Origin of the sequence: Marinobacter sp. SS5-14b, from assembly GCF_030541005.1 — a bacterium.
Taxonomy (GTDB): Bacteria; Pseudomonadota; Gammaproteobacteria; order Pseudomonadales; family Oleiphilaceae; genus Marinobacter.
Genome location: NZ_JASSVM010000002.1, coordinates 18,404 through 40,778 on the forward strand (window position 1 = coordinate 18,404; position 22,375 = coordinate 40,778).

Genomic DNA, 22,375 nt, shown 5'->3' on the forward strand with positions numbered 1-22,375 from the left:
TTAATCCTTGTCCAGACGGCCAACCAGTGAGAGTTCGAAGTTGGCTCCCATGTATTTGAAGTGCGGACGCACGGCCAGGGAGACCTGATACCAGCCCGGATCGCCTTCAACATCGGAGACTTCCACTCGGGCGGCGCGCAGCGGACGACGGCTGCGGACTTCTGCCGGTGGATTTTCCTGGTCGGCCACGTACTGGCGAATCCAGGTGTTGAGCTCACGCTCCAGATCCTGGCGTTCTTTCCAGGAGCCGATCTGCTCACGCTGCAGAACCTTGATGTAGTGGGCCAGGCGGTTCACGATCATCATGTACGGCAACTGGGTGCCCAACTTGTAGTTGGTTTCCGCTTCTTTGCCTTCTTTGGTGTTCGGGAACTGCTTGGGCTTCTGCACCGAGTTGGCAGAGAAGAAGGCTGCGTTGTCGCTGCCTTTGCGCATAGTCAGGGCGATGAAGCCCTCTTCCGCCAGTTCGTATTCGCGGCGGTCGGTGATCAGCACTTCGGTCGGAATCTTGGCTTCCAGCTGGCCGAAAGATTCAAAGGTATGCACCGGCAGGTCTTCTACCGCACCACCGCTCTGGGGGCCGATGATGTTCGGGCACCAGCGGTACTTGGCAAAGCTGTCGGTCAGGCGGGTAGCCAGCAGATAGGCAGTGTTGCCCCACAGGTAATGCTCGTGGTCACCCGATACTTCCTCTTTGTAGTTGAAGCTGCGCACCGGATTTTCGGTCGGGTCATAAGGTACCCGCAGCAGGAAGCGCGGTGCCGCCAGTCCCAGGTAACGGGCATCTTCGGATTCACGCAGGGAACGCCACTTGGCGTATTTCGGGCCTTCGAAGATGGCACTCAGCTCTTTGATCGCCGGCAGTTCCTGATAGCTGTCGACGCCAAAGAAGGACGGTGCAACGGACGACAGGAACGGTGCGTGGGACATGGCGCCGACAGACGATACGTATTGCAGCAGCTTCATGTCTGGCGTTGATGGGCTGAAGGCGTAGTTGCCAACGATGGCACCCACCGGCTCACCACCGAACTGGCCGTATTCTGCGGCGTAAATGTGCTTGTAGAAGCCGGTCTGGGTCACGTCCGGCGCGAATTCAAAGTCTTCCAGCAGTTCCTGCTTGGTGGCGTGCAGGATGTCGACTTTGATGTTCTCGCGGAATTCAGTGCGGTCTACCATGAGTTTCAGACCGCGCCAGGACGATTCCAGCTCCTGCAGTTGTGGTGCGTGCAGGATTTCATCCATCTGGGCGCTGATCTTGCGATCCAGCTCGACCACCATCTGGTCGACCAGGGCCTTGTTGACCGGCTGGCCTTTTTCGTCGCTCTTCAGCAGGTTGGCAATAAAGGTTGCAACGCCTTTACGGGCAACATCATAACCTTCGTCGGCCGGTGCCATACGGCTGTTCGCCATGACCTGGTCGAGCAAGGAGCCTTCTGCTACAGATTCGGAGGCAGCAGATTGCTGCACAGCAGTATCAGACATACCACATCCCTTCAGTACGTGATTGATAATCGGTGTTGGTTACCGTGTTCCGGTGGTGCGATTACTCGCCGCCGTCGGTGGCCAGTTCAAGTTCGGCCAGCAGCTTTTCCCGGGCACCGTCGTTGTCGAGCAGTTCCTGCAGCTTGCTGCGGAAAGACGGTACGTTACCCAGCGGGCCTTTCAGAGCGACCAGAGCTTCGCGCAACTCGATCAGTTGCTTCAGTTCAGGTACCTGGCGGGCAATGCTGTCCGGAGAAAAGTCGTCCAGACCCTGGAACTCCAGATTGACCGGCAGGTCATCGGCGGTTTCTTCCAGCTTGTTGGACACGGTGGTAGACATGGTCAGGCCAGCTTCCTTCATGACCGAACGGAAGTTGTTCTTGTCAACGGAAATGGCTTTGCGGTCTTCGATGGGGGTTTCTTCAGCATGGCCTTTGAAATCGCCAACCACGAACATCTTCAGCGGCAGTTCGGTTTCAGCCTGCTGATCTCCGGTAGCGGGGACATACTTGATATTGATGCGCTCTTTCGGCGCGACAGAACCGTCTTTGGCAGACATGGCGTGCTCCCTGTGCAATTCATTTGCAGTGTAATTCGATCCTTGGTGGCTACCGTCCTGGCAGACAACGATCGAAACTCTACACAGGTGACCTGGCATTCTCAAGCAAAAATTGGCCAGCAATTGCCCAAACTGTGCTGTCGGGCAAACTTTTGCCAGATCGCTCTGCGGCCAACCAGAACGCGCTTTCAGTCAATGACGACAAGCCCGGCCAGGGCTATACTCGCAACACCCTTAGAGGAGACAACCATTTACACCAAGGAGACAGAGCATGAGTGACCTGAAAGCAAAATTCGACGAATCCGTAAACTACATTCAGACCGCTGACGGTGATTTCAAACCTTCCAATGAGCTGAAGCTGGAGTTTTACGCGCTTTACAAACAAGCCACTGAAGGTGACGTATCCGGCAAGCGCCCCGGTATGATGGATTTTGTCGGCCGCGCCAAGTATGACGCCTGGGAAAAGCTGAAAGGCACGTCCAGCGACGAAGCGATGCAGAAGTACATCGACAAGCTGGAATCCCTCAAGTAAGCATTCCGACTGATCCGCCGGTGAGCGCCGGCGGATGCCCCGCTTTAAGCTACCCTATCCGATTCGCTTATTTTTGCGCCGTTCAAACGTTTGTCATATGATGCGCGCAACATAACAAGAACAAGTCATTCGGAAGAACTCATACCATGAACATTACCGAGGCGCTGGAGCAATCTCGCCCTGGCCTGGTTCGCCTGGTTCAGGCAGCCATCCGCAAACGCGAACTTAATCAACGAGCAGAGCAAACCTACCTGCACTGGATCAGTCGCTTTGTGCTGTTTCACGGCCTGAAGGACCCGGACAGCCTGGCTGAAGAAGACCAGACTCAGTTCCTGAGCTATCTGAATGAAAAAATACGGGTATCGCGAGCCAGGCTCAATCAGGCCAGGCAAGCGCTCGCTTTTTTCTATGAGGACGTACTGGACAAGCCTGCCCAGCCAAACACCGCCGCTGCCTGATCAGACCAGCGGTTAGCGACGCTCCGTCATATTGACGTTAAGTGCTTCGTAACTGCGGTTTTCAGGCGGGCGGATCAGGTAGTTATTGCTGTGTGTCTGCCCGGGAATCACTTTCGGGTTGGCGAAACGGATATCGACAGGGATTTCTGAACGACCCAGATCCGTCCGGCTGTCTCTCGGCTGCAGCGCCAGTGGGTCGAGATAGAAATCATCATCTCTGGCCGGCTGCACGGGAATACCCGCTGCCGGGGCCGCAAGCCCACCTTCAATGACCGTGTTTGCCAGAACCTCTTCCTCGATTGAGCGAAAAGGAATGGTATCAATGGTTGAACGCTCTTCGTATTCAAAGACCGGTGCCGCACTGTCTGTCGACTGGCCATGTGCGGGTGCTGAGGCAACCAGAACCATCAACAGGCCGGCGCAGCCAGCCCACAGGCGCTGCCCTGTAGATAGTCTGATGATCTGATTCGAGGCGCTCATGGCATTCATCCTGAAGTAAGAGTCCGCAACCCTTCCGGGTGACAATTTTTGATCAGTGTATCGCCAAAAATGACGCTTTGCTTAGGTAAAAGACGATTTTGTGACGATTTTCACTTGTCTGACGGGGCCTCTTCGTAGCGAATTCCCGTGATGACCACGGTTTTCCAACCGTCCGGTGTCTTTACCGAAACCTCATCATCCAGGTGTTTGCCGACCAATGCTCTGGCCATGGGCGCATTAATGCTCAAGTACCCTTTACCAAGATCGAACTCATCGGCACCGACCAGCCGATACGATTGCTCGTCGCCGATTTCATCCTCGACCGTTACCCAGGCACCAAAGAACACGCGGTTCCGGTCATCGGGCAAGCGATCTACCACGGTCAGCTCATCAAGTCGTTTACTGAGAAAGCGAACCCTTCGGTCAATTTCCCGAAGTTGCTTCTTTCCATAGATGTACTCGGCATTCTCGGACCGATCACCCTGCGCCGCAGCTTCGCGTACAGCCTGAGTCACTTCCGGCCGCTTGATTTTCCACAGGTACTGGAGCTCTTCTCGCAGGGCCCTCTCGCCATCCGGCGTAATGTAGCGGGGAGCATGCCCCGGGGTCGTGGTTGTTTTCACCATCTGATTTTTTGCGTCCGGCCTGATTCGAAAATGTTGAGGCATAAAAAAACCCCGTGGATCACGGGGTATAAGGCTAGCGCTGTGCTGGAGGGAGAAGCAAGCGTATTGCAGCCTGCCCCTTCATCTACACCCTCTATTTTGCATAACAAGTATTACCCGGCCGTGGCCACCAAATTACCTTTTTGCAAGAGACAACACGGTGACAGCCACTGTCTCAAATTAGGTTGTACACTCTAGCGACTACCGTTACGTTGCCATCCATAATCGCTATTAATCGTCCGTTGGAGACTCTGAAATGAACACTCAAAAAATCTTGAGCCTGGTGCTGGAAGGTGTTGATAGCCTTGGCTTCCGTCTGGATGACATGGGCATCACCAGCAAGCTGAACCGCCATAACATTGCGGCCTTTGTGATGTCGGAGCAGAAGCACCTGGAAGGTGAATGGGACAGCCTGCAAGCCAAGGTTGATCGTCGCCGCTCGCAGTTCGAGCACTTGACCCAGCAGGTTGAAGAGCGCGCCGACGCTCTGCTGAGCCCCGTGCGAGCGCAGGTTAACCGGTTCCGCGCCAGCCACTGAAGTCAGGCATTATGCTCCGCGGGTGAGCGCTTCTCATCCGCGGCCTCAACGGCCAGTTCAGCCTGAGTGGCCTTTATGCGCTTACGCACGCCAGTAAACGCGGGCATTTTTACCGCGACTGTCAGCCCCGGCATGTCACCCTCGGCATGGGTATCCCGCAACAGGATCTGACCCTGATGGATTTCTGCCACGGCACTGACCAGGCTCAGGCCAAGACCGTTACCGGGTAATGAACGGCTTTTTCCGACCCGGTAAAAACGCTGGAATACCTGATCTTTCTCACTGTCAGGAATACCTATCCCGGAATCCTGAACCTCGAAAACGGCACTCACACCCTCCTTGCGGACAGCCACCGTTATAGCGCCATGTTCCGGGGTGTATTTGATCGCATTATCAATCAGGTTGCTGACCATCTGGAACAGCAAATCCCTGTCACCTTCAATCATCACGCCGGGTTCCAGAGACTGGCTGAAGTTCTGCTCTTTATCCTCGGCCAGCGCTTCATAGAGTTCGCAGGCATCGCTGACCAGTTCGTCCAGAGACACCACCTTCATATCCGCCGAATTACCACGAGTTTCCAGGCGCGCAATCCGCAGCAGGGCGTTAAACGTTGCCAGCAATTGATCGGCTTCGGAAACAGCGCGACCTACCTGCTCGCGGGCCTCGTCGTTATCAACGGCTATCAGGGTTCTTTCCAGCTGATTGCGGAGTCGGGTGAGGGGCGTCCGCAGGTCGTGGGCGATGCTGTCAGAAACGTGCCGGATGCCTTCCATCAGATACACAATCCGGTCCAGCATCTGGTTCAGGTTCTCGGCGAGCTGATCAAAATCATCTTCAGTGCCGCGGGTGGGAATTCTGAGCGACAGGTGGCCATTCATGATGCGGCGGGAGGTGTTATTGATCACTTCGATGCGCCGGGTTGTGCTTCGGCTCATCAGAAAACCACCGAGCAAGGCCAGTGCCAGGGTAATGCCCATGCCCCAGTTGATGGCCGCTTCAATCACCCGCTTCAGGTTGGTCAGGTCATCCACATCCCGCCCGACCAGCAGCCTCAGCCCGCCCTGCACGTCAAAGATGCGGGCACGTGCAAGCCTCTCCGGTCCCTGCCAGCCGATGGCTGGGTCCAGCGTAAAGTTGATCCAGCCACTGTCGGATGTCCGACTCCCTTCCGGCCAGGTTTCGATATTTCCCGCCAGCTTCAGAAAATCGTCCGTAGTGAGCAGATAGACAGACCTGGCATTGGGGTCGCGGGCGACCCGCTCCCGAATGATGGTGATGAGGCCGTTCACCCCACGGCCTCGATACTGCTCCGCCAGGCCCGCGATTTCCGCTTCGATGGTTTCGTCTGTCTGAGCAGTCATAAACCCGGCAGTGCGCCAGTATATGAAAGCGAGCAGCAAGAATACCGAGGTGGCAAACACCACCATATACAGCAGGGCCAGCTGGAAGGAAGATGTTCTGAGCTGACTAAGCAGTTTCACGCAACATGTATCCCGCACCCCGCACAGTCTGCAGCAAGGGCGTATCGAATTCCTTGTCGATCTTGGCGCGCAGACGGCTGATGTGCACGTCGATCACGTTGGTTTGGGGGTCAAAGTGGTAGTCCCAGACCTTTTCCAGCAGCATGGTCCGTGTAACCACCTGACCGGCATTGCGCATCAAATATTCCAGCAACCGGAATTCCCTTGGCTGTACATCAATGTTCTGGCCAGAGCGTTTGACGGTACGGGCCAGCAGATCCATTTCAAGATCCGCCACTTTAAGAACCGTTTCGGTTTCCGCCGCCTGGCGGTTACGGCGGATCAACGACTCGATCCGGGCCAACAGTTCGGTGAAGGAAAACGGCTTGGTGAGGTAATCATCACCACCACCCCTCAAACCTTCCACCCGGTCGTCCACATCACCCAGCGCACTGAGAATGAGAACGGGGGTCTGATTACCCGTTGCGCGCACGGTCTTGATGATGGAAAGGCCGTCCATCCCCGGCAACATGCGGTCGACGATCATGATGTCGTATTCTTCACTCGCCGCCATCATCATGCCTTCCTTGCCGTCGGCGGCATGATCCACCACGAAGTCGGATTCTTTCAGCCCCTTCACCAGGTAACTTGCTACATCCTGATCGTCTTCGATTACCAGCGCTTTCACCGGTGACTCCTCCTGATAGCGGATTACATTACCTGTAAGGTTACGAATAACCGTCAGACCGAGCCAGTTACGATCTTGTAAGAGGGTGTCGCCTATGACGACGGTCAAACTCTTGCTTTGAACCAGCCCAGGGAATCTTCGGTCATCGCCGAAGGCCTGTATTCAGCGCTCACCCAGCCGTCATAGGTCATTCGATCAAGCGCTGAGAAAACATTAACAAAGTTAATCTCGCCAGTACCCGGCTCCTGCCGGCCCGGATTATCCGCAAACTGGATATGCCCAATCCAGGGCAGCAGGCATTCGATGGAACGGATCAGATCCCCTTCCATAATCTGCATGTGATAAATATCGTACTGCAGGCGCACATTGTCCGAATCCACGGCTTCAATCAGGGCCATCACTTTACCGGTGGTATCCAGCATGAAGCCGGGCATATCCACCCGGGAGTTAATGGCCTCCAGGCACAACACCAGGCCCGCCTCGGAGAGGCGGTCGGCGGCATACTGAACATTGGCCAATAACGTGTCCCAGGCCTCTTGCTCACTCAGCGCTTCAGGCTTGATACCCGCCAGACAATTCAGCTGCTTGCAGCCCAGAGCCTGAGCATAGGCGATCCCTTGATCCACACCCGCCCGGAACTCCTCAACTCGATCCGGCAAACACGCGATACCCCGTTCCCCTGCCTGCCAGTCTCCCGGTGGCAGATTGAACAACACCTGTGACAGCCCATTCGCCGTCAACTCAGCCGCAATCTCCGCTGCCCGCCACTCATAGGGGAACAGGTACTCAACCCCACTAAAACCCGCTACCCGAGCCTTGGCAAAACGCTCGAGAAACGGCACCTCGGTGAACAACATTGACAAGTTGGCCGCAAAACGGGGCATGGCAATCTCCTGCTTTAAACTAATAATCCCTGGGCCCACGACCCAGAGAACCCATCAATGCACCATTGAGATGCTCCAACTCCAACAACAGCCCGCTGTGATCCACATCGCTGTGTCCGTTAGCCACCAGCGACAAATACCCGTTATGAACCTGCTGAGCCAACGGCAGCGTCAAGCCTTCAGCCCGTGCCTCATCCAGAATCATCCGCATATCCTTCAGCTGAATCCGCGCGGGCGCGCCGGGAGCAAAATCCCGGTAAATCATTCGCTGGCCATGCAACTCCAGAATCCGGCTGCTGGCAAACCCACCCATCAGCGCCTCCCTGACGGCAGCAGGATCAGCTCCACCCCTGGCCGCCAGAAGCAACGCCTCAGACACCGCACCAATGGTAATCCCGACAATCGCCTGATTTGCCAGCTTCGCCAACTGCCCGGCACCAACCGGCCCGATGCGGGTGCACTTACCCAACACACTGAAAATAGGCCGAGCTCTTTCGACATCAGACTCCGAGCCACCCGCCATAATACTCAACCGGGCTTCAGTAGCCCCCAAGGTACCCCCAGACACCGGCGCATCCACATAACCCGCACCGCGCTCCCCGGCCAACTCAGCATGACGCCGAGCCAGCGACGGCGGCACCGAACTCATATCGATCACCAAGGTGCCGGGCTTCAGGGCCGCCATTGCGCCCTGAGCCACCATCACATCTTCAACCACCTCACCATTTTCCAACATGGTGATCACCACATCGGCCTCAGCCACCGCGTCAGCCGGTGAAGCGGCAATGGTTACTTGTCCGGCAAAGGGCTCACACTTGCTGACCGTCCGGTTCCACAGGGTCATGGGATAACCGGCATTCAGCAGGTTGCGGGTCATTGGCGCGCCCATCAGGCCAATACCAAGAAAGGCAATACGAGGAAACTTGTCAGTCATTTTTAGAATCCCACTCCAAAGTCAGAGGAAGCGCGTGGGCGGCCTGTTCCAAAACCTTGCGGAGCCATGGATGGCGGAGCAGAGCGTACAAGGACGTATCCACAGCGTGTTTTGGAACAGGCCGCCCACGCGCTTGAGCCCGGATGTTTGATGTCGTGAAGGTTGCGCCATTATACAAACAAAAACGCCACCAACCGCGAACGGTGGTGGCGTTTTAAGCTCAGGCTGACAACCTGGATCAGGCCACTTCGACCATCTGTGCCTTGATCTTGTTCATCGCATTTTTTTCCAGCTGCCGAATTCGCTCGGCAGACACGCCGTACTTGTCCGCCAACTCATGCAGTGTCGACTTGCTGCCGGTCAGCCAGCGCTCCCGCAGAATATCCTGACTGCGCTCATCCAGCGTCCCAAGGGCCTGCATCAACCGACCATTGGAATCCTCCGACCAGTCGGAATTCTCCAGCTGTACCGCAGGGTCACCCCGGCGATCTTCCAGATAGTGAGCCGGCGCCTGGTACGCACTGTCGTCATCATCGTCCATTGGACCATCAAACGACGTATCGTGCGACGCTAAACGACCTTCCATTTCCCGAACCACCCGGGGTTCAACACCCAGATCCTTCGCGACCGCTTCAAGCTCGTTGTGATTCAGCCAGGCCAGCTTCTTCTTCTGACTGCGCAGATTGAAGAACAGCTTTCGCTGAGCCTTGGTCGTCGCCACCTTCACAATGCGCCAGTTGCGTAAAATGAACTCGTGGATTTCTGCTTTGATCCAGTGCACCGCAAACGAAACCAGACGCACCCCATATTCCGGATTGAAGCGCTTCACCGCCTTCATCAACCCGACATTGCCTTCCTGGATCAGATCCGACTGAGCCAGACCGTAACCGGAATAGCTGCGGGCAATGTGAATGACAAATCGCAGGTGAGACAGCACCAGCTGCCGAGCAGCTTCGACATCGCCATCGTAGTGGAGCCGCTCTGCAAGCTCCCGCTCCTCATCCACGGAGAGAATCGGAATGCGGCTCGCCGCCTGAATATACGATTCAAGATTCGCACCCGGAACCAGTCTGTCAGCCAGCTGTAAACTCGTACCCATGCATTAGCCTCCGAACCTGACGATCATAAAATATATCAACTAACTGTAAGACCGCCAAGCACCTGATAAGTTCCCGAAAATCCCAGTAACCCGTTATCAATCAACAACCTGGAAGATTCACTTTGCTTTTCTGACATTCACTCACGAAGCTTAACCTACGCCAGAACAAGCCTCTTATACAATACGGTGTTCCCGTTATCGGGATCATCCACCTGCAATATCACCCGGATCTATGTCATCCAGATGACGCTTAACCGCAACCCAAGCGCCCAGCCAGCCTAACAGCATTGCGACGATAATCAATGCCAGCGCCCCCTCGAAGCCGGGACCTTGTAGCGAAAATTCACTGCGATACAGGCCTGCAAGCCGTTCGATCGGGCCGCTCAACCACCATAATGACGCCTGAATCAATAACCAGGCCACAACACCGCCGCCCAACCCGAACCAGGCACCGGCATACAGGAAAGGCCGGCGCACGAAAGCGTCTGTGCCGCCCACAAGCTTTGCCACCAGTATTTCATCACGACGGTTTTCGATGGCGAGCCGCACCGTATTGCCAATCACCAGAATAACCGCTGCGCCCAGCAGTATGGCCAACGCCCAGACAGCTCTGGCCAGAATATCCGTCATAGCGTTCAGGCGTTGCAACCAACCGAGATCGACCTGAACCCGCTCGATGCCATCGATACCTTCAATATAAGTCACCAGGGCCTGAACGCCTTCCGCAGAACGCGCACTGTCCTGAGGTGTGATAAGCAGCGTATGGGGCAGCGGGTTATCACCCAGAAAGTCCAGCGCTTCACCCAGCCCAGACGATGCCCGAAACTCCGCCAGCGCCTGATCACGCGCTACCAACTGGACCGACGTGATCCGGCCATCGCGGGCCACCTCATCCGACAACTCCGAGGCCTGTTCAACGGACAGATCCATAGCCAGATAGGACGTTATCCGGGCGCTGCTCTCCCACCCGGCGCTGACACCCTGCAAGCTGCCCAGCAACAGCAGCAGCGCGACCGGCAAAGCCAGCGCAACGCCCATCACCGTCCAGGTCATCAGGCTGGCCACCGGGGTCTTCAAAAGCCGACGTGCGGATTCCCGAGCCACCTTTCGGTGATGGTCCAGATAACTTCTGGCCTGGCTGTTCAAAGGGGACTTTGCCTGTTTCGCCGCACCCCTGCGGTTATCCGCCTTCGATTTCGAATCAATGGCCACCGGCACCTCCCGCCAGAGGGCGATCACCACCGACAACCAGTTCACCATGATCCAGCGTCAGGCGCCGGCGACCCATCTCGTTAATCAGTGCGATATCGTGGGTGGCGATCAGCACCGTGACCCCAACCTGGCTGAACTCGGTAAACAGCTGCATGATGTCGGCAGACAGTTCCGGATCCAGGTTACCGGTGGGCTCATCCGCCAGCAGCACCGGCGGTTTGTTTACGACAGCCCGGGCAATACCCACACGTTGCTGCTCACCCCCGGATAACTGCATCGGGTTCATTTTCTCTTTACTCAGCAGGCCTACTTTGTCCAGCGCAGCCCGCACTCGCCGGCCAATATCCCGTGGTGATGCACCCATCACTTCCAAAGGCATGGCCACGTTGTCGAACACCGTGCGGTCAAACAACAGCTGGTGATTCTGAAACACCACACCGATGTGCCGGCGTATGTAGGGAATCTGGCGTTTCGGCAAGCTGTTCAGACGCTGACCACCCACTACAACTTCGCCGGCGGTCGGTCTTTCCATAACCATGATCAGCTTCAGCAGAGTACTTTTCCCGGCTCCGGAGTGGCCTGTCAGAAACGCCAGCTCACCCCGGTCCAGATGAAAGTTCACCTGGCGCAGAGCGGTGTGGTCGCTGTCGTAACGTTTGGTGACCTGGCGAAACTCGATCATCTGGATTTATAGCTCCTGAGCCCGTCCGTCAATCGTCGAACAGGGCATCGACAAAGGTTTCGGCATCAAAACTGCGCAGATCTTCGGCCTGCTCACCCACGCCGATGTAGCGGATGGGCAGCTGCAGCTGACGGGCGATGGCAAAGACAATACCGCCTTTTGCCGTTCCGTCCAGTTTCGTCAGAGTAATACCCGACACACCAACAGCCTGCTGGAATACCTGGGCCTGGCTCAGGGCGTTCTGGCCGGTTCCAGCGTCCAGCACCAGCATGACTTCATGGGGCGCAGCCTCATCCAGCTTTTTCATCACCCGGACAACTTTGGTCAGCTCATTCATCAGGTTGTCTTTGTTCTGCAGACGGCCGGCCGTATCAGCAATCACAATATCGGTACCACGAGCTTTCGCCGACTGGATGGCGTCGAAAATAACCGATGCACTGTCCGCGCCGGTATGTTGTGCAATAACCGGCACATCATTCCGCTCACCCCACACCTGCAGCTGCTCAACCGCCGCCGCCCGGAACGTATCACCGGCTGCCAACATGACTGATTTACCTTCGCTCTGGAACTTGCGCGTCAGTTTGCCGATGGTGGTGGTCTTGCCAACACCGTTTACCCCCACCATCAAGATCACGTAGGGCTGCCTGGTTGCGTCAATCTCCAGTGGTTTGGTCACATCTTTCAGCAAACCGTGCAACTGATCCCTCAGGGCCTGGCGAAGAGCAGCGCCATCTTTCAGCTGATTGCGCTCAAGCTTGTCGGTCAGGGCGTCAATGATCTCGGAGGTTGCTGTTACCCCGACATCCGCCATCAGCAAGGTGGTTTCGATCTCTTCCAGCAGATCTTCATCGATTTTCTTGCCTACGGAGAACAGGTCCGCAAGACCGCCAGTCAGGCTGGCACGGGTTTTACCCAGGCCTTTCTTGATGCGCTCAAAAACGCTGACCGGTGATTCGGGTTCGGGCGCCGGCTCAGTCACCGGCTCCGGGACAACCTCAGGTGCGACATCCAGCACCGGCTCACCGGCTCCGGTGACCACTTCCGGTTCAACCTCTACGGCCGGCTCCGGAGCCTTTTGCTCTGGTACCTGTGGTGCGGCCGGCGCCGGCCCTCTGGCAACCTCAGGTTTGCGCTGTGGCACCTGCTTCGGGCGCGGCACTCGTTTCCGGTTGCCGGCAATATCCAACAAAAAGAACAGGACAAGAAGGGCCAACAGGCCGATTGAAATCCACTCTGCCGTCATAGTCTTACCATCTGTCTGAAAATAGGCGGGCGAAAATTAAGCGCACATTCTAGCAGACTGCCGGCACTAAGTGAGGGGCTGCCGGATTATCGCCTTAAGCCGGCTTTCCGGTACTATGGGCAACCTGACTTCAACCCGTTCAGCACTCCGGAACAAGCCCATGGCGAAACGCAGACCAGCCTCAGGAAAACCCGTCCCCAGAAAAAGCCAACAAGCGGGTAGTGGCGAGCTGCGCATCATCGGTGGCGACTGGCGCAGCCGAAAACTGCGCTTTCCAGATGCTGGAGGTGTGCGGCCCAGCCCGGCGAGAACCCGGGAAACTCTGTTCAACTGGCTGAATTACCAACTTCCAGGCAGTGACTGCCTCGACCTGTTTGCCGGATCTGGTGCGCTGGGACTGGAGGCTCTTTCACGCGGTGCAGCGCACGCAACGCTGGTGGATCACACGCCCGCACTGGCCCAGGCGCTTCGGGACAACCTGCAGCTGTTGAAATCAGACAAGGGTACCGTCGTCTGCCAGGACATCCTGCGCTATTTGAGCGAACGCCAGCGCGCGCCCTTCGACATTGTCTTTATGGATCCGCCATTCCGGCAGGGATGGCTAGAAAAGCTGTTTGCTTTGCTGGAGTCAGGGCAATGGCTCAAGCCGCAGGGCTGGGTGTACGTTGAACATGAAAGTGAGCTGGCCACCCCACCGGTTCCGGCCGGGTGGCAACTGCATCGACAAAAGACGGCAGGGCAAGTCGCTTACAGTCTTTATCGAGTCGACTCCGGGGACACTAGGCAGCAGGCCTGAGTGAGTAGGCTCGCAGATGGGCCGAAAACTCCTCCAGATAACGAATACCGCTCGCTTCGGCGTCTTTACACCACTCCAGCAGTGCCTGCAATTTTTCCTGAGGTTTCAGCCCGCGCTTGCGCCACAAGGCCTGTAGCTCCTGATTTTTCTCATAGATCTGGCGCAGAATTTCGTGGCGCTCCAGCACTGTCTCCAGGTGCACTTTTTCACGGGGCTTGATCAGGGTGACTTCCCGATAAAGCAGCTGTTTCAGCTTCCGATAACGCGGGCGGATCTCATCATCCATCATAGCCCGCTGCTGGCGCAGCACCGGCTCCATTACTCGCTTGCGATACTGGCGCATGATGTCAAAGCGACTGTTGGCAATCGCCTGTACGGTTTCGACATCCACTTCCTGTTTACCCGGAACATAGTGGGCGATTGGCCGATAGCCCTTGGGGGTCGCCATGCCAAACAACTGGAATAGACGAATGTAACCCCAACCAATATCCACCTCATACCAACGGCGCGAAAGCTTGGCTGAGTTCGGATAGGTGTGGTGATTGTTATGCAGCTCCTCACCGCCAATCAGAATGCCCAGTGGCGAAATGTTGCGCGCGTTATCGGCACATTCGTAATTACGGTAACCGAGATAATGGCCAATACCGTTAACCACGCCGGCCGCCCAGACCGGAATCCAGATCATCTGCACGGCCCAGATCCAGATACCGTTAACACCGAACAGCATCAGATCGATGACCGCCATCAGTGTGATGCCCAGGAATTTGTGCGGGGTATACAGGTTACGTTCCAGCCAGTCGTCCGGCGTACGCTGACCGTAACGCTCAAGCGTTTCAGGTGTTGCCGATGCAGCATAAAGCTCGGCACCTTCCAGAAGCACCTTGCGAATACCCAGAACAACCGGGCTGTGGGGGTCGTCTTCGGTTTCACACTTGGCGTGATGCTTGCGATGGATAGCGGTCCATTCTTTGGTGTTCGTCGCGGTGCTCAGCCATAACCAGAAACGGAAAAAATGCTTGAGTACCGGATGCAGGTCCAGCGCGTTGTGGGCCGAGTGGCGATGCAGGTAAAGGGTAACGCTGACAATTGTGATGTGCGTCATCACCAGAGCAGCTGCAATCAGTTGCCATACAGAAAGGTCCAGCAGACCGTTAAACCACATAAATTATCCTCAAAAATCAATCATCTTCGAAAGGCGATACGGCTTGGGGTTTCGCTGGCACTCGAAGGCGGGTTATCCAAAACCACTTTAGCTTACAGCTGTACGCCTGAACAACAGTGTTTGGCTGACTTTTTGTTACTGATTACACTTGAACGCTCTGAAACCCGTTAATTGCGGAGGCTCCGTGCCCGAATTACCCGAAGTTGAAACAACTCGCCAGGGCATTGTTCCCCACTGCGAAGGCCAGACCATCACCAAGGTGCTGATACGCAATGGCAAACTGCGATGGCCGGTGCCAGAGGACCTCCCTGCGCGCCTGCAGGGCCAGGTGATCCGGTCGGTCGAGCGCCGGGCTAAATACCTGTTCCTGCATGTTGATGCCGGCACGGTGATCGTACATCTGGGCATGTCGGGGAGCCTTAGGGTGATTACCGACAGCGCGCCGGCAATGACCCACGACCACGTTGAGCTCAGCCTCAATAATGGACGAATTCTGCGTTTCAACGACCCACGGCGCTTTGGTTGCTGGCTGTGGACCGACGACTGGCTCAGGCACCCGCTGATCCGGGATCTCGGCCCGGAACCTTTGTCATCAGATTTCAGCGGCGCCGGGCTGTTTCAGCGATCCCGCGGCAAGCAGACGCCCATCAAGTCGTTCATTATGGACAATCATGTGGTGGTTGGCGTTGGCAACATCTACGCCAACGAAGCCCTGTTCAAGGCCGGCATTCATCCCAGGCGGAAGGCCGGCCGCATTAGCCTCGACCGCTACCACCGGCTAGCGGCCGCTATAAAAGAAACCCTCAGCGCCGCCATCCTCATGGGCGGCACGACGCTTCGGGACTTCGTCAACAGCGACGGAAAACCCGGATATTTCGCACAGTCTCTGCTGGTTTATGGCCGCGGCGGCGCTGATTGCAGCGAATGCCACACCCGCCTGAAAGAAATACGCATGAACAACCGGTCAACCGTTTATTGCCCTCGCTGTCAGCGATAGCGTGAATTCAATCCGTGAGTGATCGCACTTTTCGCCGAAAAATCGTTTGAAATTGCGGCAATATGATTCATAGTTAACACAGAATTAACAGGAGAGAATAACCATGATTCGCAAGATTTCCCGCACCTTGGTGGTGGCCGTCGCCGCCTGTTTACTGGCATTTTCCTCCTTGGGCCATGCACGGGCCGTTGACGAAAGCCCCTCCGCGCTGGCCATGACGGCCGATGCCGTGATTCTGCGGCCTGCTCTGCTGGCAACCACCATCGTGGGCACTGCGGTCTATCTGGTCTCCCTGCCCTTTTCGGCCCTGGGCGGAAATGCCGGAGAAGCAGGCGAAGTGCTGGTCGTCGGGCCAGCCAAGGCGACGTTTGTACGCTGTCTGGGCTGCACCCGCAGCGGCCGTAAGCCGGAAACCGTAGAGCAGTCCAGCGACTGACCGGCACACACCGTCCGTAAAATCCCGGCTTGCCAGCAACCGGAAACTGAGGCAGCCTGAAGAAAATTCTTCAGGCTGTTTTGTTTATGGTGGACTGGTCAACCCTCGATACCGTGTTCCTGGATATGGATGGAACACTCCTCGATCTGCATTTCGATGCCCATTTCTGGCTTGAGCATCTGCCCAGGCGGTATGCCGAGCAGTTTGACCTGCACCCACAGAAGGCCAAAGACCAGCTGATCACCATGATCATGGCCGAGCGCGGTTCTCTGAACTGGTACTGTACCGACTACTGGAGCGAGCGGCTCTCAGTCGACATCACCCGCTTAAAGACCGAAGTCAGTGATCGCATTGGCTACCGTCCCCACGTTCCGGATTTCCTGGCGACTCTGCGCAATGCCGGGCTTCGCTCCGTCATTGTCACCAACTGTCACCCAGACCCACTTGCCCTTAAACTCAGAAAAACAGGTCTGAACCAACATGTGGACGCCATCATCTCAAGCCATGAGCTGGGCAAGCCCAAGGAGGATCCGGACTTCTGGCAAGACCTGGGCCACCGAATCCCCTACCGACACGAAAAGACGCTGATGGTCGATGACAGCTTCCCGGTGCTCGAGAGTGCCCAAAAGGCTGGCATTGGCCAGTGCCTTGCCATTCTTGAACCCGACAGCACACAGAGCCCCAACCCACACCACCCCGACATTCCGGGCATTCGGCATTTCGACGAAGTGCTGCCTGCCCTCCGGTCGCTTCGGACACTGCCATCAGAGAGATGAGACGGTTATAATTCACCCGGTGAAACACGGGTCGCCCTTCGGGCGGGCCAATCAGGTGGGGAGATATGAAGGCAACAAACGCTGACGACCAGACTGTCCGGCTCGACAAATGGCTCTGGGCGGCCCGCTTTTACAAAACCCGTTCGTTGGCAAAAGAGGCCATCGAGGGCGGCAAGGTGCACTACAATAGCCAGCGCGCCAAGCCCGGCAAAGCTGTAGAAGCAGGCGCAGAAGTCACACTGCGCCAAGGCTGGCAAGAGAAAGTCGTTATTGTAGACGATGTCAGCGGGCGCCGAAGAAGTGCCCCGGAGGCTCAGAAGCTCTACCACGAAACGGAAGACAGCGCCAAAAAGCGGGAAGAAATGGCCTGGCAGCGGAAAACCATGCAGGCCGCCCAATTGCCACCGGCACGTCGACCCAGCAAGAAAGACCGCCGCACAATCCAGCGGTTCCGGGACCAGAACGGCCTGTAACTGCAAACACCCAATTAACAGACAGCTTCAGGAGTCACCATGGCATCCCGTGATCAGTTTCAACGTTTTATCTTTGAACACAGTCAGGTTCGGGGTGCCTGGGTGCAACTGGGCGACAGCTTTTGCCAGATCACTGGTCAGGCGCCCTACCCGGCCTCGGTCCGGCAACTGCTGGGTGAGTCGCTGGTTGCCAGCGTGTTATTGAGCAGCACACTGAAATTCCAGGGCACCGTATCGCTGCAGGCCGCTGGCGAAGGCGCATTGAGCACACTGATGTCAGAGTGCAGCCACGACCGCTATATTCGGGGGCTGGCACGATTTGATGAGCACGCGGTCAGTGGCGACTCCTTGCACGAACTTCTCGGCCAGGGCCGAATGGCCATTACCATCACACCAGACCAAGGCCAACGCTATCAGGGTGTGGTTCCCCGGGAATCCGACACACTGGCAGGCTGCCTCGAAGAATACTTTGAACGCTCCGAACAGCTGGCGACCAGCCTGTTTCTGTTTGCTAACGAAGGGTCGGCGGCAGGGCTACTGTTGCAGCGCCTGCCAGGGCATACCGAAGAGGATGACGACCTGTGGAATCGAGTCAACCACCTGGCCCGCACCGTCAAGCCAGAGGAGCTGCTTAACCTCGACAGCGAAACGCTGCTGCATCGCCTGTTCAACGAAGAGACCGTCCGCCTGTTCGATGCGGAACCGGTGGCATTCCGTTGCAGCTGCTCCCGGGAGCGTACACTGGCTGCCCTGGAAGGAATCGGCAAAGAGGAGTGCTACAGCATTCTTGATGAGCAAGGCAGCATCAATATGGACTGCCAGTTCTGCCACGCAAACTATCGCTTTGATAGAAATGATATTGACCACCTTTTCACCGGTCATACGCTACACTAAACACTTTATCAATTTGCCTGGAAGCCGCTGCTGGCAAGGCTTTCAGGGCAGTCGTTTTTTACCGGCGTCTCTGGCATAATAGCGCGCCTGAATTGACCCGATTGTTCAGATTTCCGCCAATTTTTTGAGGCGCAGTCTGGGCAATCACGAAGACATCCCAAGGGCGAGGTCGAAGTGAGCAACACTTATAATGATCTGAGTACAGCACGACTGGTCGAGCTGGCATTGGCACGAAACGAAGGCCAGCTGGCGGCTAACGGTTCTCTGGTGGTTACCACTGGCGAACGCACTGGCCGGTCTCCGATGGACCGTTTTATCGTCCAGGAACCCAGCACCGCTGACGATATTCACTGGGGCCCGATCAACCGCCCCTTTGACGCCGACAAGTTCGACGCTCTGTGGGATCGCGTTGAAGCCTACATCGCAGAAAAAGACCAGTTCGTCTCTCACGTTCACGTTGGTTCAGACCCGGAGCACTTTCTGCCGGTGAAAATGACCACTGAGACCGCCTGGCAAAACCTGTTCGGCCGGAACCTGTTCATCCGCCCGGAAGCCTACAACGCTTCTGACAAGCAGGAATGGCAAATCCTCAACGCCGCCAACTTTGAATGTGTTCCGGAGCGCGATGGCACCAATTCCAACGGCTGCGTGATCATCAACTTCGCCAAACGCAAGGTGCTGCTCGCGGGCATGCACTACGCCGGCGAAATGAAGAAGGCCATGTTCTCGGTACAGAACTTCCTGCTGCCGGAGAAAGACGTCCTTCCGATGCACTGCTCTGCCAACGTCAGCGAAAACGGCGAAACCTGCCTGTTCTTCGGCCTGTCCGGTACCGGCAAGACCACCCTGTCGGCTGATCCGCACCGTTTCCTGATCGGTGATGATGAACACGGCTGGGGCCCGGGCACGGTCTTTAACATCGAAGGCGGCTGCTACGCCAAGTGCATCGATCTGAGCCAGAAGAACGAGCCGATCATCTGGGATGCCATTCGCTTTGGTGCGATCGTCGAAAACGTGACCATCGATCCGGAAACCCGCGAGCCGGATTACACCGACGTTTCGCTCACCGAGAACTCCCGTTGCGCCTACCCGCTGGAGCACGTCGAAAAGCGGGTACTGGAAAACCGTGCTGGCGAGCCGTCACACATTATCTTCCTGACCTGCGACATGACCGGCGTACTGCCTCCGGTTTCCATCCTGAGCCGTGAAGCAGCTGCCTACCACTTCCTGAGTGGTTACACAGCCCTGGTAGGTTCTACTGAAATGGGCTCATCTTCCAAACTGAAGTCCACCTTCTCGACCTGCTTCGGCGCACCTTTCTTCCCTCGCCCGGCGGGCGTGTACGCTGAGCTGTTGATGAAGCGTATTGACGAGTTTGGCAGCAAGGTGTTCCTGGTGAACACAGGCTGGACCGGCGGCCCCTTCGGTGAAGGCAAGCGCTTCAGCATTCCCACCACCCGCGCCATCATTGCCGCCATTCAGAATGGCGACCTGGACGACGTGGAATGCGAGCACCTGAATGCGCTGAACCTCGATGTGCCCAAGCACATCCCTGGCGTAGACAATGAACTGCTGAACCCGCGCAACACCTGGACCAGCCCGGAATATTACGACGGCAAGGCCCAGGAACTGATTGCCCAGTTCGTGGAAAACTTCAAGAAGTTTGACGTGGCAGACGCCATCGTTGAGGCCGGCCCGAAGCTCAGCTGAGCTTTACCGGTTTAAAAAAAAGCGCCCTGCGAAAGCACGGCGCTTTTTTTATAACCGGCGTCCTGAGAGGCCGGTTGTTCACCGTGGAAATCCCGCAACGCCGGGATCCACAGTGTCTTTGAGCTACCTAACCGGCATAGAACATCAGCGGTACAAAGGCCACCAGCAGTAACGACAAGCCCATGGCAATCAAAGGCATGATGATACGCTCGTGACGCTGGTAGAAGGTTCCGCCTTCCTGCTGGGCCGCCAGCACTTCAGCTTCCCCCACCACCTGTCGGGTCAACAGATGATTAAGTGCAACCGGCGGGCTCAAATACCCAAGCTCAAACGCCACCAGCGTCACCATCCAGAAGTGAATCGGGTGAATGCCACTGGAATAGGCAATGGTTGCGACCGTTGCGGTAACCAGAATCACCGCACCAAAGGCATCCATGATCATGCCGAGGATCACCAGAATGATCACCATCAGCACCATGGCCGACCAGGCGCTGTCAAAAGCCTGGGGAAAGGCTTCCATGATGTGGGATCGCTCGATAACACCGCCAATGCTGACTGACAGGCCAAGCAACAGCAGGAGCGCGCCGATTTCGGCCGTTGTATCATTGGTAGCGCTGCGTACGCTACGCTCCAGGCCTTGGTGATTAAACTCACCCGAAGCCCGGCCACCGCGATTTTTCAGACTGATGTGCTCATACAGCAGAATGGCCAGCATGATCACCGGCAATAATCGCGGCGCCGAGAACTCATCCATTCTGACATCAAGGGCAAACCGATATAGCAACACCACGGCAACGATCACCAGAACATAGGGAATCAATGGCCGCAACGCCATGATCGAAGCCGGAAACGCTTCGGCGCTGGGCGCAAGATCAAACTTGCTCTGGCGGTTTACCGTGATCGCCACCAGACTGAACATGGCCGCCGTCAGGACAAACACCCAGATGCCCCAGCCAAACAGTTCATCGGTGGTTACTTCCCGGTTCAGGTAGGCAATCACCACCACCAGCAGGCAGGGCCGAAGTACCACGCCCAGAGATCCGGACATTGCCGTGGCTGCCAGAGCCAGATGGCGCCGGGCACCAGCCGCACGCAGCTCGCTGTAGATAACCGCACCAGCGGCAATAACAAATATGCCGGACGCACCGGTGTAGGCGGTCGGAATGGCCGCCACCAGAACCGCCACAACGGCCAGCATCTCCGGTGGCATACGCCAAGGCCGGAACACGTTGAACACCAAGGTCGCCAGCCGGGTTTGCTTGAGCATCATACCGACCCAGACATAGAGCCCGACATTGAGAAACATGTCAGCCAGCTCCATCATCTTGCCGAGATAGATACCGATACCGGAGGAATGACCAATCAGCGCAAAATAGGTGCCGGAGATCAGGCACATAACCGTATACAAGGGCACTGCCAGGAAGGCCTGATTCGGGTTGCCGCCGCTCTCCAGATCGTCTGGCACCCGGAACAGACGGTAAAGACTGGCCAAAGTCAGACAGGCGAAACCGATAACCCAGAAGTTATGGAGTAAAAGTTCTTCGGCAGAGACCGTTGTACTGCTGCCCAGGCTTGACTGTCTGAAAATGACACTCGAGCCCAACAACATGGCGTTTGCAACGGTTTGCAGGGTCAGGGATACCGTGTAATCCAGCCGGGTTTCCATGGCCCGCATGGCAATGTGATGACGGGTCAGTGTGGCGGTCACGGCGCACAGCATCACCAGAATCACCAGAGCGTAACGCTGCGCAGCCAGTCCGAATGCAATCAGGTCCGCCACAAACAGTTCAACCGCACGGTATGCCCGTACGCCCGGGGTCAGCTTGTCTTGCAAATCCTCGTAATTGGCATGAGCGGCCCGGCAATCCGCCGCCGAGCGCTCGATGGCCAGCCGAACTTCCGCGGGATCTTTCTCGTGGCTGCCGAGAAGCGCAGCCATCGGGTCGTCAGAAGGGGCCATGGCCAGTTCTTCAGCGACAGCAGCATCGATATCCTGGATGACACTGCACTCCGGTTTGGCCGGGTCCATACGCAGCTTGTAGTAACCGCTCCACATCTGCTCTCCGCCACGGAGCATCTGGTTGTGGATATCACTGCTGGTAGAGAAAATGACGACCGAAAGCAACAACAGACAAGCTGGCAGTGATGAAAACCACTCCAGCCTGCTACGACTAAATCGACCCTGAGTCATGACAGCCCACTCTGGAATTTACGG

24 protein-coding genes are annotated in these 22,375 nt (G+C 56.6%); 10 read left to right on the forward strand and 14 right to left on the reverse strand.

The annotated features are described in order from the left end of the window. Positions 1–1,482 carry a type VI secretion system contractile sheath large subunit gene (gene tssC / locus QPL95_RS04140; protein ID WP_303289744.1) on the reverse strand — a complete coding sequence of 494 codons (1,482 nt, stop codon included), beginning with the start codon at positions 1,480–1,482 and terminating at the stop codon, positions 1–3. A 61-nt stretch (positions 1,483–1,543) separates the two neighbouring features. Next, positions 1,544–2,041, reverse strand: a complete 498-nt coding sequence (gene tssB, locus QPL95_RS04145; protein WP_303289745.1) for a type VI secretion system contractile sheath small subunit — start codon at positions 2,039–2,041, stop codon at positions 1,544–1,546. A gap of 271 nt (positions 2,042–2,312) precedes the next feature. Here tssB and QPL95_RS04150 point away from each other — a divergent pair, with 271 nt between their 5' ends. Continuing rightward, positions 2,313–2,573 (forward strand): acyl-CoA-binding protein, encoded by a 261-nt coding sequence (locus QPL95_RS04150; protein ID WP_303289746.1) that lies wholly within the window; start codon positions 2,313–2,315, stop codon positions 2,571–2,573. A 146-nt stretch (positions 2,574–2,719) separates the two neighbouring features. Then, a complete protein-coding gene (locus QPL95_RS04155) occupies positions 2,720–3,031 on the forward strand; it encodes a site-specific integrase (RefSeq protein ID WP_303289747.1) in 312 nt (103 codons plus the stop codon). Positions 3,032–3,043: 12 nt separating this feature from the next. Here the strand turns inward: QPL95_RS04155 and QPL95_RS04160 are convergent, their stop codons facing one another. Both QPL95_RS04160 and greB read right to left on the reverse strand, forming a co-directional pair. After that, positions 3,044–3,439: a hypothetical protein gene (locus QPL95_RS04160; RefSeq protein ID WP_303290380.1), complete on the reverse strand. Its 396-nt coding sequence runs from the start codon at positions 3,437–3,439 to the stop codon at positions 3,044–3,046. Positions 3,440–3,621: 182 nt separating this feature from the next. Then, entirely contained in the window at positions 3,622–4,137 is a 516-nt protein-coding gene (greB, locus tag QPL95_RS04165; protein ID WP_303289748.1) for a transcription elongation factor GreB, read from the reverse strand. Positions 4,138–4,432: 295 nt separating this feature from the next. On the opposite strand from greB, the gene QPL95_RS04170 reads away from it, so the two are divergent. Beyond that, positions 4,433–4,714: a hypothetical protein gene (locus QPL95_RS04170; RefSeq protein ID WP_303289749.1), complete on the forward strand. Its 282-nt coding sequence runs from the start codon at positions 4,433–4,435 to the stop codon at positions 4,712–4,714. 2 nt (positions 4,715–4,716) lie between these two features. On the opposite strand, the gene QPL95_RS04175 is transcribed toward QPL95_RS04170, so the two are convergent. From QPL95_RS04175 to ftsY, 8 genes are all read right to left on the reverse strand, one after another. Next, the gene (locus QPL95_RS04175) at positions 4,717–6,195 is read right to left on the reverse strand and encodes a HAMP domain-containing sensor histidine kinase (RefSeq protein WP_303289750.1); all 1,479 of its coding nucleotides are present in this window, start codon (positions 6,193–6,195) and stop codon (positions 4,717–4,719) included. Beyond that, positions 6,182–6,862, reverse strand: a complete 681-nt coding sequence (locus QPL95_RS04180) for a response regulator transcription factor (protein WP_303289751.1) — start codon at positions 6,860–6,862, stop codon at positions 6,182–6,184. The genes QPL95_RS04175 and QPL95_RS04180 overlap by 14 nt, the downstream gene beginning before the upstream one ends. A gap of 104 nt (positions 6,863–6,966) precedes the next feature. Then, entirely contained in the window at positions 6,967–7,746 is a 780-nt protein-coding gene (hyi, locus tag QPL95_RS04185; RefSeq protein WP_303289752.1) for a hydroxypyruvate isomerase, read from the reverse strand. A 19-nt stretch (positions 7,747–7,765) separates the two neighbouring features. Further along, positions 7,766–8,680: an NAD(P)-dependent oxidoreductase gene (locus tag QPL95_RS04190; protein WP_303289753.1), complete on the reverse strand. Its 915-nt coding sequence runs from the start codon at positions 8,678–8,680 to the stop codon at positions 7,766–7,768. 238 nt (positions 8,681–8,918) lie between these two features. Beyond that, positions 8,919–9,779: an RNA polymerase sigma factor RpoH gene (gene rpoH, locus QPL95_RS04195; RefSeq protein ID WP_303289754.1), complete on the reverse strand. Its 861-nt coding sequence runs from the start codon at positions 9,777–9,779 to the stop codon at positions 8,919–8,921. 204 nt (positions 9,780–9,983) lie between these two features. After that, positions 9,984–10,991: a permease-like cell division protein FtsX gene (ftsX, locus tag QPL95_RS04200; protein ID WP_368389731.1), complete on the reverse strand. Its 1,008-nt coding sequence runs from the start codon at positions 10,989–10,991 to the stop codon at positions 9,984–9,986. Further along, on the reverse strand, positions 10,981–11,673 hold the full coding sequence (gene ftsE, locus QPL95_RS04205; protein ID WP_303289756.1) for a cell division ATP-binding protein FtsE: 693 nt from the start codon (positions 11,671–11,673) through the stop codon (positions 10,981–10,983). Before ftsE ends, ftsX begins: the two co-directional genes overlap by 11 nt. Positions 11,674–11,701: 28 nt before the next feature. Beyond that, on the reverse strand, positions 11,702–12,916 hold the full coding sequence (gene ftsY / locus QPL95_RS04210) for a signal recognition particle-docking protein FtsY (protein WP_303289757.1): 1,215 nt from the start codon (positions 12,914–12,916) through the stop codon (positions 11,702–11,704). 160 nt (positions 12,917–13,076) lie between these two features. On the opposite strand from ftsY, the gene rsmD reads away from it, so the two are divergent. Continuing rightward, positions 13,077–13,712 (forward strand): 16S rRNA (guanine(966)-N(2))-methyltransferase RsmD, encoded by a 636-nt coding sequence (gene rsmD, locus QPL95_RS04215; protein ID WP_303289758.1) that lies wholly within the window; start codon positions 13,077–13,079, stop codon positions 13,710–13,712. On the opposite strand, the gene QPL95_RS04220 is transcribed toward rsmD, so the two are convergent. Next, on the reverse strand, positions 13,696–14,874 hold the full coding sequence (locus QPL95_RS04220) for a fatty acid desaturase (RefSeq protein ID WP_303289759.1): 1,179 nt from the start codon (positions 14,872–14,874) through the stop codon (positions 13,696–13,698). The genes rsmD and QPL95_RS04220 overlap by 17 nt on opposite strands. 184 nt (positions 14,875–15,058) lie before the next feature. Here QPL95_RS04220 and mutM point away from each other — a divergent pair, with 184 nt between their 5' ends. The 6 genes from mutM to QPL95_RS04250 all read left to right on the forward strand — a co-directional run bounded on the left by mutM (position 15,059) and on the right by QPL95_RS04250 (position 20,160). Further along, positions 15,059–15,871, forward strand: a complete 813-nt coding sequence (mutM, locus tag QPL95_RS04225; protein ID WP_303289760.1) for a bifunctional DNA-formamidopyrimidine glycosylase/DNA-(apurinic or apyrimidinic site) lyase — start codon at positions 15,059–15,061, stop codon at positions 15,869–15,871. Between the two features lie 103 nt (positions 15,872–15,974). Next, positions 15,975–16,307: a hypothetical protein gene (locus tag QPL95_RS04230; RefSeq protein WP_303289761.1), complete on the forward strand. Its 333-nt coding sequence runs from the start codon at positions 15,975–15,977 to the stop codon at positions 16,305–16,307. An 86-nt stretch (positions 16,308–16,393) separates the two neighbouring features. Further along, positions 16,394–17,083 (forward strand): GMP/IMP nucleotidase, encoded by a 690-nt coding sequence (gene yrfG, locus QPL95_RS04235; RefSeq protein WP_303289762.1) that lies wholly within the window; start codon positions 16,394–16,396, stop codon positions 17,081–17,083. Positions 17,084–17,148: 65 nt separating this feature from the next. Continuing rightward, positions 17,149–17,556 carry a ribosome-associated heat shock protein Hsp15 gene (gene hslR, locus QPL95_RS04240; protein ID WP_303289763.1) on the forward strand — a complete coding sequence of 136 codons (408 nt, stop codon included), beginning with the start codon at positions 17,149–17,151 and terminating at the stop codon, positions 17,554–17,556. 39 nt (positions 17,557–17,595) lie between these two features. Beyond that, the gene (hslO, locus tag QPL95_RS04245) at positions 17,596–18,450 is read left to right on the forward strand and encodes an Hsp33 family molecular chaperone HslO (RefSeq protein WP_303289764.1); all 855 of its coding nucleotides are present in this window, start codon (positions 17,596–17,598) and stop codon (positions 18,448–18,450) included. Positions 18,451–18,624: 174 nt separating this feature from the next. After that, positions 18,625–20,160 carry a phosphoenolpyruvate carboxykinase gene (locus tag QPL95_RS04250; protein ID WP_303289765.1) on the forward strand — a complete coding sequence of 512 codons (1,536 nt, stop codon included), beginning with the start codon at positions 18,625–18,627 and terminating at the stop codon, positions 20,158–20,160. Between the two features lie 127 nt (positions 20,161–20,287). On the opposite strand, the gene QPL95_RS04255 is transcribed toward QPL95_RS04250, so the two are convergent. Next, entirely contained in the window at positions 20,288–22,351 is a 2,064-nt protein-coding gene (locus QPL95_RS04255) for a TRAP transporter large permease subunit (protein ID WP_303289766.1), read from the reverse strand. Between the last annotated feature and the right edge of the window lie 24 nt (positions 22,352–22,375).

What these genes read in the sequence shown, in the direction of transcription:
- tssC (WP_303289744.1), bottom strand. Translation starts at nt 1,482, where the DNA reads ATGTCTGATACTGCTGTGCAGCAATCTGCTGCCTCCGAATCTGTAGCA.
- tssB (WP_303289745.1), bottom strand. Translation starts at nt 2,041, where the DNA reads ATGTCTGCCAAAGACGGTTCTGTCGCGCCGAAAGAGCGCATCAATATC.
- QPL95_RS04150 (WP_303289746.1), top strand. Translation starts at nt 2,313, where the DNA reads ATGAGTGACCTGAAAGCAAAATTCGACGAATCCGTAAACTACATTCAG.
- QPL95_RS04155 (WP_303289747.1), top strand. Translation starts at nt 2,720, where the DNA reads ATGAACATTACCGAGGCGCTGGAGCAATCTCGCCCTGGCCTGGTTCGC.
- QPL95_RS04160 (WP_303290380.1), bottom strand. Translation starts at nt 3,439, where the DNA reads ATGGTTCTGGTTGCCTCAGCACCCGCACATGGCCAGTCGACAGACAGT.
- greB (WP_303289748.1), bottom strand. Translation starts at nt 4,137, where the DNA reads ATGGTGAAAACAACCACGACCCCGGGGCATGCTCCCCGCTACATTACG.
- QPL95_RS04170 (WP_303289749.1), top strand. Translation starts at nt 4,433, where the DNA reads ATGAACACTCAAAAAATCTTGAGCCTGGTGCTGGAAGGTGTTGATAGC.
- hyi (WP_303289752.1), bottom strand. Translation starts at nt 7,746, where the DNA reads ATGCCCCGTTTTGCGGCCAACTTGTCAATGTTGTTCACCGAGGTGCCG.
- QPL95_RS04190 (WP_303289753.1), bottom strand. Translation starts at nt 8,680, where the DNA reads ATGACTGACAAGTTTCCTCGTATTGCCTTTCTTGGTATTGGCCTGATG.
- rpoH (WP_303289754.1), bottom strand. Translation starts at nt 9,779, where the DNA reads ATGGGTACGAGTTTACAGCTGGCTGACAGACTGGTTCCGGGTGCGAAT.
- ftsE (WP_303289756.1), bottom strand. Translation starts at nt 11,673, where the DNA reads ATGATCGAGTTTCGCCAGGTCACCAAACGTTACGACAGCGACCACACC.
- ftsY (WP_303289757.1), bottom strand. Translation starts at nt 12,916, where the DNA reads ATGACGGCAGAGTGGATTTCAATCGGCCTGTTGGCCCTTCTTGTCCTG.
- rsmD (WP_303289758.1), top strand. Translation starts at nt 13,077, where the DNA reads ATGGCGAAACGCAGACCAGCCTCAGGAAAACCCGTCCCCAGAAAAAGC.
- QPL95_RS04220 (WP_303289759.1), bottom strand. Translation starts at nt 14,874, where the DNA reads ATGTGGTTTAACGGTCTGCTGGACCTTTCTGTATGGCAACTGATTGCA.
- QPL95_RS04230 (WP_303289761.1), top strand. Translation starts at nt 15,975, where the DNA reads ATGATTCGCAAGATTTCCCGCACCTTGGTGGTGGCCGTCGCCGCCTGT.
- yrfG (WP_303289762.1), top strand. Translation starts at nt 16,394, where the DNA reads ATGGTGGACTGGTCAACCCTCGATACCGTGTTCCTGGATATGGATGGA.
- hslR (WP_303289763.1), top strand. Translation starts at nt 17,149, where the DNA reads ATGAAGGCAACAAACGCTGACGACCAGACTGTCCGGCTCGACAAATGG.
- hslO (WP_303289764.1), top strand. Translation starts at nt 17,596, where the DNA reads ATGGCATCCCGTGATCAGTTTCAACGTTTTATCTTTGAACACAGTCAG.
- QPL95_RS04255 (WP_303289766.1), bottom strand. Translation starts at nt 22,351, where the DNA reads ATGACTCAGGGTCGATTTAGTCGTAGCAGGCTGGAGTGGTTTTCATCA.